This is a genomic window from Microbispora sp. CA-102843, assembly GCF_050936215.1.
Lineage (GTDB): Bacteria > Actinomycetota > Actinomycetes > Streptosporangiales > Streptosporangiaceae > Microbispora.
In genome coordinates this window covers 22,544-32,302 of sequence record NZ_JBNJNF010000003.1, presented here as the reverse complement: position 1 = coordinate 32,302, position 9,759 = coordinate 22,544, and the positions used below count along the sequence as shown (strand labels likewise).

Annotated in this window: 6 protein-coding genes and 1 pseudogene; 6 read left to right on the top strand and 1 reads right to left on the bottom strand. The window is 74.3% G+C overall.

Annotation, left to right across the window (positions count from 1 at the left end):
- From ACQEVJ_RS46575 to ACQEVJ_RS46560, 4 genes and pseudogenes are all read left to right on the top strand, one after another.
- Positions 1-688 (top strand): annotated as a pseudogene (locus ACQEVJ_RS46575) (hypothetical protein); the annotation flags it as partial.
- A complete protein-coding gene (locus ACQEVJ_RS46570) occupies positions 685-1,113 on the top strand; it encodes a hypothetical protein (protein WP_433113555.1) in 429 nt (142 codons plus the stop codon). The pseudogene ACQEVJ_RS46575 and the gene ACQEVJ_RS46570, both read left to right, overlap by 4 nt.
- Positions 1,110-1,796 carry a hypothetical protein gene (locus ACQEVJ_RS46565; protein WP_433113553.1) on the top strand — a complete coding sequence of 229 codons (687 nt, stop codon included), beginning with the start codon at positions 1,110-1,112 and terminating at the stop codon, positions 1,794-1,796. The genes ACQEVJ_RS46570 and ACQEVJ_RS46565 overlap by 4 nt, the downstream gene beginning before the upstream one ends.
- 3 nt (positions 1,797-1,799) lie before the next feature.
- The gene (locus tag ACQEVJ_RS46560; protein WP_433113550.1) at positions 1,800-2,444 is read left to right on the top strand and encodes a hypothetical protein; all 645 of its coding nucleotides are present in this window, start codon (positions 1,800-1,802) and stop codon (positions 2,442-2,444) included.
- A 97-nt stretch (positions 2,445-2,541) separates the two neighbouring features.
- Here ACQEVJ_RS46560 and ACQEVJ_RS46555 read toward each other — a convergent pair whose 3' ends face one another.
- The gene (locus tag ACQEVJ_RS46555) at positions 2,542-3,324 is read right to left on the bottom strand and encodes a nuclease-related domain-containing protein (protein WP_433113547.1); all 783 of its coding nucleotides are present in this window, start codon (positions 3,322-3,324) and stop codon (positions 2,542-2,544) included.
- 1,017 nt (positions 3,325-4,341) lie between these two features.
- On the opposite strand from ACQEVJ_RS46555, the gene mobF reads away from it, so the two are divergent.
- Positions 4,342-9,285 (top strand): MobF family relaxase, encoded by a 4,944-nt coding sequence (gene mobF, locus ACQEVJ_RS46550; protein WP_433113544.1) that lies wholly within the window; start codon positions 4,342-4,344, stop codon positions 9,283-9,285.
- Entirely contained in the window at positions 9,282-9,716 is a 435-nt protein-coding gene (locus tag ACQEVJ_RS46545) for a hypothetical protein (protein ID WP_433113541.1), read from the top strand. Before mobF ends, ACQEVJ_RS46545 begins: the two co-directional genes overlap by 4 nt.
- Positions 9,717-9,759: the final 43 nt, after the last annotated feature.

Below are 9,759 nucleotides of genomic sequence, written 5' to 3'. Positions count from 1 at the left end.
CACCCGGGCCGAGCAGGAGGCCGAGCGGGTCCGCCAGGAGGCGGCCGAGCAGGTGCGCCGTGCCGAGGCCGAGGCCGCCGAGCGCGTGCGCGCGGCTGAGGCGGAGCGTGACGCCGCGATCGAGCAGGCCCACCGGCAGGCGGTCGAGCAGGTGACCGCAGCTCAGACGGAGCGTGACGCCGCGATCGAGCAGATGCGGGCCGAGGTGAACCGGGTCCGCCAGGAGGCGGCCGAGCAGGTGCGCCATGCCGAGGCCGAGGCCGCCGAGCGCGTGCGCGCGGCCGAGGCGGAGCGAGACGCCACCGCGGCCGCCGCGCAGGATGCCCGCGAGCAAGCCGCCGCCCGGATCGCGGAGGCCGAGGCGAGGCAGGCCCGCGCCGAGCAGGTCGCCGACGACGCCCGCGCCGAGGTTGAGCGGGTACGGGCCGACGCCGCCGCGCAGCGCGAGCAGCTCGCCGCGGCCCACGCCGATCAGGTGGCCACGCTGCGCGCCCTGGCCGAGCAGGAGAAAGACCGCGCTGTGCGCGCCGAGACAGCCCTCGACGCCGAGCGGGCCGAGCGCATCCGCACCGCCGGCCGACTGGAGACCGCACAGGACGAGCTCACCCGCCTGCGTGCCGGCGACCAGGCCCCGGCCGTCGAGCAGGGCGACGCCCCCAAACGTCGCCGGAAGGAGAGCGAGCGATGAGCGGCCTGTTACCCGACTGGCCCGGATGGGCGTACGCCGCCCTCGTAGCCCTCTGCGTGCCCATGCCCGCGCTGTGCGTCGTGCTCGGCCTGCGGCTGCGGCGGCAGCGGCGCGAGCTGGAGCGGCAGACCGTCGAGCACGCCGAGAACGTGCTCACCTGGGAGAGCGACGCGCACCTCTACCTGCCGTACGTCACCACCTGGCACCGAGGGACCGGGCTGGAATCCGACCGCACCCCCGGGTACTGGCCCGAGGTCGAGGCGAACGCCCGCCGCGAGTCCCTCGGTCCCCGGTACTCCCGCATCGTCGTGTCCCTGCGCGACCAGACCGGCGAGCCGTACGTGACCGACTGGACGTTCGAGCACGGCGAGTTGGTCGACCGCAGCCGCCGCCCGATCCGACCGCGAAAGGACCTCACATCATGACGACCGGCGACCGTTTCCCCGCAGAGCAGTTCGATGCCCGCCGGGCCGAGCTCGCCGCGGCGTACCGCGAGCTGCCGCGCCTGGCCGACTACCTCGCCGACCAGCTCGGCTATGAGGGCGAGGTGATCGGCCTGTACCTCGACACGGCGGCAGGCGTCGTGCACACGATCGCCGAGGACGGCGACGACTACCGGGTGACTGCGCTGCCCGCGCGCGACTGGCTGCTGTCGCTCGACCTCGACCCGGATTTCGCCGACGAGTGGCGCGGCGCGGGCGAGTTCCCCCCGGCCCTGCCGGACGGGCCGCAGCTCCACGTGCCCGCGTCGCTGTTCCTGGGCGAGGCCGACGCCGTGCTCGCGGCCGCCGGGCTGCCCGTCCCGCCGCAGACGCCGCCCGAGGACCTCGGCCAAGCGCAGGGCCTCGCCGCCGCCCTGGCCGAGCTGGTCGAGACCTACCCGACCGACGACCCGACCGCCCCGGCGTACCCGCTCACGCTGACCGACCCGGACAGCGGCCGCGCTCGGACGATCCTGTTGCAGCCCGGGCAGGTCGATTGGCTGGCCCGCCTGGTGCGGGATGAGCTGACCACGTGCCGCGAGGCGCACGTCGGCGGCTCGGGCGCGTGCGGGCACTGCGGCGCCCGGCCCGCCGAGGACGACGACGACGCCGACCGGCGCGGGTGACCCATGATGCCCGCGCAGCCCCCGCCCGACGCGCTGCCGTTCCCCGAGGATCCGTGGGAACAGCTCGACCTCGCCCGGGGCCTCGGCCTGCCCCGGGCCGCCGGGCCCTGGTCGTACGGCTCGGCCGGCCGTACCGCGGCCGCCGTGCCGCCGGCGGTCTGGCGGCTGCTGCTCAACGACACCCGCACCCGCCGCCGCTACGCCGAGAACGTGCACCAGCGCCGCCCCGCCGACTGCTGGTTCTGGCTTGGTGCGATCAGCAGCACCGGGCACGGCAAGATGAGGGCGAGTAACCGGGCCTGTGGCGTCTCCCGCGTTGTAACAGCCCACGTGTACGGCTACCAGCTCGCGCACGGGGCGATAGAGGCGCTGCCGGGTGACGACCCCGTGATTGCGCACCGCTGCGATGAGGCGTCTTGCCAGAATCCGGCGCATTGGCGGCGCGGCACCAGGGCTGAGAACAACACCGAGTACGCCGAGCGGCGCCGGCGACTGTCCGGGCCGCTGGCCGACGTGCGCGGCGCGGCGGGTCGAGCGGTCGCCGTACGCGACGCAATCCTGCGGGCGAGGTCGAGCGGCGCCGACGTCGAGGCCGCCATAGCCGCCGCTCTGGCCGAGGGCCTCGGCGACGCCCCGACCCTGTTCTGACCCCCGCAATAGGCCAACCCATAGCTCGACGCCTGAGCAGCACGCAGCCCCAGACCCGCCCAGGGCCGGGGCTGCTTCGTGTCAGGGGGTCGGGCCGTCAGATCAGCGCGGCCGCGTCTCGGCCGCCCTCGTACGGCGGCAGGACCCGCGCGAGGCCGGCGGCGAGCTCGGCGACCTGCTCGGGCGTGAGCCTCGGCTCGCGGGCGCGTACGTACCGCGGGACATGGCGGGCCCGCAGCAGCGTGAGGCCCTCGTACATGACCGGGTTACGCCAGGACGGCACCCGGGGCCCGTGTACGGCGACCAGGCCGCCGACGTCGACCAGGCCCCCCGTTGCGCGCCTGACCAGCTCGCGCACCGCGGCGTGCTCGTACAGCAGGCCGCGCAAGGCATGGTCGGCCGATCTCGACCCGACCCACAGGCGGCCGCGTACGCCGTGCAGGCGGGTCCGCGGGTGCCAGCGTTTGGAGTCAATCACCCATACCCCGGTCGGCCCGATCACCAAGTGATCAATGTTCGCGCGGCTGCGCGGGATGGCCCGGTCGTGCAGGACCGCGTACCCGGCGCCGAGGCGAGCGAGCAGGCGGGCCGTTGCCCTCTCCCCACGGGCGCCTTTGCGCCAGGGCGCCGCCGGGTGGCGCGTGTAGACCCGCGCCGTGTCCGCCCCAGCGAGCGCCAGGGCCCCGCCGGCGCCGAGCCGCCAGTCGAGCAGGCCGACGACGACGCCGGCGGCCGCAGCGGCGACGCCCCGCACGACCAGGCGCCGGGAACGCCCGAGGGCGAGCTCGGCTCGATAACGGGCGCGGGCCGAGGCACCGGCGGCCGCGAGTGGATCGGACGGTAAGGGCGGCGCAGCGGCGCCGGGCACGTCGAGAGCCATCGCTGACACTCCAGGGGATTGGTCGGGTTGCTCTCGACGGTACGCGGGGCCTCCGGCAGCAATCGAGCGTTTCCCGTTTCCCGATGCCGCAGCCTCAGCGGACGAGATGTTCCCGCCCGGGGCCCGCGCCGTGCACGGGTGTTCCGCCAGGGCAGGCGACCGCACCACCACGGCGGGCCGACCGTGCTCGACCGTTCCGGCGGGCGGTCGAGGTGTTCCGTCCACCGGCGCTCGCGGTGCAGGAGTGTTCCGACCCGGCGGCCGAGCGGTGCACAGGTGTTCCGGGCCGGACCGGGCGCGCGGTCGAGGTGTTCCAGGCGGGCGGCCGACCGGTGCACAACTGTTCCGCGCGGGTGGTCGAGGTGTTCCGGGCCCAAGGCGCGTCGAGCGGGTCGGCGCCGAGGACCGCCAGGCGCGGGCCGCGTCCGCCGGCGGCCGGGTGCGCCTCGACGCCGCAGCGACGGCCACGCGGCGCGATCGACCCGGGCCCGGGCCCGGGTGCGGGTGCTCGGCGAGCTCGTCGGCGGGCCGCCGCAGGCGCCCGGGTGGGCGTGCGGCTCGATGTCGGCGGCGCAAGCCGCCGTAACAGCCGCGGGCGGGCCTGCGCGCCACGGTGCCGCGCCGTACGTGGCCCGGCATGGGGGTGTGGTGCCGCGCGGGCCGGGCGCGCTCGCCTGCGCGCCCTCGGGCCTCGCAGCACGCCGAGGGCATCACGATGAGATGGGATTTCCGAGGGAGAGACCGAGGGGCCCGGGGGGTCGCTGCGGGCCTGCCTGGCGTGCCCGCCGTAACAGTCGCTCGACCGCTGCGCGACCGTGCTGCGCCTCACTAGTGGATCATCAACCAGCGCCCTCGTACATGATCAACCCCCGTCTATCCGTCTCCGTTCCGCTCACCTCTCCTACCTCCTCGCCCTCACTTCTCCGCCTCTCCTCACCGCCAAGTCAGTTCCCCTCTCACCTCCTCTCCCCCTACAATCCGAACAAGCACACCTAGGCATTACAACGTGATGGCCGATTGATCTTGCTCCGCAAGATCGGAAACTCCCGCCCCCGCAAGGCCCGCAGAGAGGACCCCGCCGCCGTGCTGAGCGTCGCCACCGGGTATGACCCGGGCTACCTCACGCGGCAGGTCGCGCCCGGCGCTGAGGGCTATTACCTGTCGGCCGTGGGGGCCGGCGGTGGCGAGCCGCCCGGGCGTTGGACCGGGCGCGGCTGTGCCGAGCTTGGGCTGTCGGGTCTGGTCGACGCGGACGTGATGACCGCGCTGTATCGGGACCTGCGCGACCCGCGTGACCCGGCGGGACAGGCCATCCTTGGGAAGGCCCCGCGGCGGTACAAGAGTGCTGAGCAGATCGCGGCCGAGATGCTCGCGGCTGAGCCGGACGCGACGCCCGAGCGGGTCGAGCAGATCCACGCCGAGGCGGCCCGTAAGGCGCGTAACGCCGTGATGTTCTTCGATGCGACGTTCTCGCCGTCCAAGTCGGTAAGCCTGCTGCACGCCGGGTTTCAGGCGGCCGCGGTCGAGGCCCGCGAGCGGGGTGACCTGGACGCCGCGGCCGAGATGGAGGCCCGGGCCGAGGCCGTGTGGGATGCGGTGCGTTTCGGCAGCTCGGTTGCGCTGGAGTACCTGCAAGACGCCGCCGGCTACACGCGCACCGGGTACCACGGGGCGATCCCGACCGACGAGGCCGGGCGGCCGCTGACCGACCGGGCGACCGGGCGTTTCGAGGACGCGCACGAGTGGATCGTCGCGTCGTTTGACCAGCACACGAGCAGGGCGAACGACCCGCAGTTGCACATCCATAACGCGATCTTGAACAGGGTGAAGTCGCCTGACGGGCAGTACCGAACGATCGACTCTCGGGCCCTGAACAAGGCGAGGCGGGCCGCCGGCGAGCTCGGCGAAAGGGCGATGGAAGCGCAGCTCACGCGGACTTTGGGCGTGCAGTGGCAGACCCGCGCGGACGGGAAGGGCCGCGAGATCGTCGGCATTTCCGACGAGCAGCGCGAGGCGTTCTCGTCGCGGCGGGTGCGTATCCGGCGCGAGGTCGCCGAGCTGGTCGAGGCGTACAAGGCGAAGCACGGGACCGAGCCGAGCAGGCGGGCCGTGTTCCGCATGGCGCAGTTTGTGACGCTCGACTCGCGCGAGGCGAAGTCGCACGGCCCGGCCCCCTCCCGTGAGGCCCTGCTCGCGCGCTGGGAGGCGCAGGCGACGGCATCCGAGGTCGGGGCCCTGTCGGGTATCCCTGAGCGGGTCTGCGGCCGCGTGGACGCCGCCAGGGCCGCCGAGGCCGATGCCCTGGCCGACGCCCGGGCCCGGGACATTCAGCGGGCCGCGCTCGCCGAGCTGGAGAGCGAGCGGGCCGCGTGGAATGAGTTTGACCTGGTGGCGGCTATCGCGCGGCACATCCCCGACGAGTTTTCGACTCTGCCCGCCGAGTCGACCAGGGCGCTTGTGCAGCAGCTCGCCGCCGAGGCCCTCGCCCCCGGCGCGGGCTTGGGGATTCACCGCCTCGACCCGGCGCCGCTGGTGCCGACGCCTGGCGAGTGGATGCGAGAGGGCGGCCGCAGCGTGTACGACGCGGCGGGCCGGGCCCTGTACGCGACTGCGCGGCAGCTACAGACCGAGGAACGCCTGACCAGGGCGGCGGGCGAGGCCGGGGCCCCGGCGACTGAGGCCGAGCGGGCGGCCGAGGTCCTCGGCGGGTCGCCGGTCGTGCTCGCCGCGCTGCTCGACGGCGAGCGGAACAACCTGTCCGCCGGGCCGGAACACCTCGCCCGGGCCGCGGAACACCTTGTCCGCGCGGGGGCCGCTGCGGGGAACAACCCGTCCGCAGGGTCGGAACACCTCGACCGCCCGGCAGCCCTCGCGGGGAACAACACGTCCGGGTGGCGCGACGGACTGCGCGACGACCAGGCGGCCGCCGTGTATGGCGTGCTCACGTCGGGCCGCCGTATTGACGTCCTGGTCGGTCCCGCCGGCGCCGGTAAGTCGAGGGCGATGGGCACGCTGTCGGACCTGTGGGGCGAGCTGATCGGCGGCCGCGTCGTCGGCCTGGCCGTGTCGCAGGCGGCCGCCGAGGTCCTCGCCGGCGAGGGCTGCACCGACACGGCGAACGTCGCACGGTTCCTGACCGAGGCGCGGGCCGGGCGCGCACTGCTGCGCGCGGGTGACCTGGTGGTGATTGACGAGGCGTCAATGATCGCCTCTCGGCAGCTCGCCGAGATCGAGGCCCTCGCCTCGGCCGCCGGGGCAAAGCTGTTGCTGACCGGCGACCCGCAGCAGCTCGGCGCGGTCGGTGACGGCGGCGCAATGACCCTGATCGCCCGCGATCACGGGTACTACCAGCTCACCGAAGTGCAGCGCATGAATGAGGCATGGGAGCGCGAGGCGTCCCTCGGCCTGCGCCGCGGCGACGCGGCCGCGCTGCACGCCTACGACGCCCGCGGCCGCCTGTTGGAGGGCGACGGCGAGCAGATGACCGAGACGGCTTACCGCCGCTGGCTCGCCGACTACCTCGCCGGGAAAGACACGGTCCTCTTGGCGGCGAGCAACGTCGAGGCGCGCGAGCTCGCCGAGCGGGCCCGGGCCGAGCTGGTCGAGCTGGGCCTAGTCGAGGCCGAGGGCGTGCGGGTGCGTGAGGGCCTGACCGCCGGCGTTGGCGACCGGATCATGACCCGGCAGAACACGCGGCGTATCACCGACGACGAGGGCCGCCCGGTCACCAACCGCGACGTATTGAAGATCGACGGTTGGGTGCGGTCGGCCGACCCTGACCACGCCGAGCCGGTTGCCGCGCAGGTGCGCCGCTACCTCGGCCGCGACGAGACCGGCGCCGAGCAGTGGACGGCCCCCTACACGGTTGGCACGCGCTACCTGGCGACACAGGCCGAGCTCGCGTATGCGTCGACTGTGCACGCGGCGCAGGGCCGCACCGTCGACACCACGCACAGCGTGATTCGCCCTGGCGTCGGCCGGAACATGCTCTACGTGATGATGTCGCGGGGCCGGGAAGCGAACTACGCCTACACGGTGACCGACCAGCCCAGCGCCGACATGGACCCGCGCCATGCGGCGGCGCCTGAGCTCGCCGAGGCGCAGCGGCGGGCCGAGCGTGAGGCCGCCGGCGTTCCCTCGGCGGCCGAGGCCGTGCACGCGGCCGCAGGTACGGGCCGGGGCCGGTTCGCGGTCCTGTTGGATGCGCTGGAGACCGACGAGGGCGAACGCGCGGCAACGCAGGTCATGCGTGATGAGCACTTGCTCGCCACGCACACCGCGCACCTTGAGGTGCTATGGACCGACGCGACCCGCGACGCCGCCCGCCGTCTGGTCGACGCCACGCTCGCCGAGGTCCTCACCCCCGACCAGCTCGCCCGCTTCACCGCAGAGAGCGACGAGGGCCCGCGCGGCACGCTGTACCGCCTGGCCCGGGCCGCCGAGCTCGCCGGGCACGACGCCGCCGAGCTGGTGCGCTCGGCTGTCGCTGCGCGGCCCCTCGACGGCGAGGGCGCCGACCGGGCCGAGTCGATAGCGAAGGTCCTGCACTACCGGATCAAGCGGCAGCTTGGGACCGACGCACCGGCCCCCGTGCCTGCCGTCTCGTACGCCGACCGCACGCCGCAGGCCGACCCGGCGCACCCGGCGGCCGAGCTGCTCGACCACGCCCGCCAGGTCGCCGCCCTCATGGATGACCGGCGGCGCGAGCTCGGTACGCAGGTCGCAGAGCAGCCGCCCGCGTGGGCTGTGGCGGCCCTCGGGCCCGTGCCCGCCGACCCGATCGAGCGGGCCGAGTGGGAGCACCGTGCGGGCGTCGTCGCGTCGTACCGCGAGGCGCAGGGCTTCCGCGATGAGGCCCGGCCTATTGGGCACTGCCCGAACACGCCCGAGGCCCGGGCGACGTGGAACGCCGCGTACGACGCGCTCGGCAGGCCCGAGGACATGCGCGACGTGTACGCGATGAACACGGGCGAGCTCGGGCGGATCGTGCACAACTTCTCGCGTAAAGAGGCGCACGCGCCCGTGCCTGTCGCCGACGAGTTGCGCGCGGTGTCGCAGGCCGAGGTCGAGGCCCGGACACGGATGGAGCTCGCCCGGCGGCAGGCCGCGGCCGAGACCGACGCGCAGCGGCGGGCCGAGCTGCTCGACCAGGCGGCGCAGTATGCGGGCCTGGTCGAGGCCCTCACCTCCGAGCGCGTCACGTTCGAGCTGCTGCACGGCGAGCGTGAGAGGTACGTCGAGAGCACTGCGGCCGAGCGGGAACGGGTCGCCATCGCCAGGGCGATCGTGCTGGAGCGTGAGCCCGACGCCATGCTGCCGGACTGCGTAACGCCGGACCTGGCCCCCGCGGTCGCGCTCGACGCGCCGCTGCGGGCCGAGCAGGACCGCCAGGAGGCCGAGGCCGAGCGCGAGGCGGCCGACGTCGAGACGCCCGAGCGGGGCGAGGCTGACCAGCCGCAGGCCGTCGCCGAGCCGCCGGCGCGTGAGGCCGACGTGCCCGAGGGACAGTTCGCCCTCGACCTCGGCGACGTCGACCAGGCCCGCGAGCGTGACGAGGCGGCCGAGCTGCGGCGGCGCCGCGAGGCGGCCGAGCGTGAGGAGATGGAGGCGGTGGCCGCCGAGCTGGAGGCCGAGCAGCAGGCCCGGGCCGAGGCCCGCGAGCGTGAGGCGGACCTCGCACAGGCAGAACTCGACCTCGGCCTGACCGTGATCGGCGAGGACGGGCACCGGGCCCGCGGCGGCTTGCTCCCCCTGACCGCCCGGGCGATCGTGTCCGCGGCGCAGGCCATGCGCAAGGCAGAGCAGGAACGGGCGCGGGAAGCCGAGGACCGCGACGAGTACGAGCTCGACGTCGAGATGCGGGCCGCAGCCGTGCGGCAGGGCCCGCAGCGGCGCCGCGAAGACGAGCAGGCCCGCAGCATCGACCTTGACGACGACGGACCCGAAAGGACCCTGGTATGAGCGGCGAGGACGGAAGACAACAGCCGCCGGCGCAGTCGTCGGCGGGGTGCGTGTCCTGGTGTGAGCTGAAAGACGAGCCGCACCCGGTCTGCACTCGCGTGTTCCTGCGCGGGGACGGGCCGTCTCGACCCGTCGTCGTGATGATTGCCGAGCCTGACCGGCCCTGGCCGCTTGTCGCCGTCACCGGGCGCGACCAGATATGGGTTCTTCTCGATCTACCGACCGCGCAGGGCGTCGCAACGATGCTCGCGTACTTGGCCCCATCGACCCGTACGGCCGCGGTCGCGCAGGCCCTACAGCGGGCCGCGTCCGTAGGGTTCCCGCCGCTCGGATATCCCGAGTACGGGCCTGTGGAGGGCGCGCACAACCCTTGGAAGGCAGGCGAGCGGCTCGGCGAGCTGCTCGACGGAGACCCGCCAGCGGGCGCGTAGGCCACACGAAAGGGCCCCGGACACCTCGCGCGGTGTCTCCGGG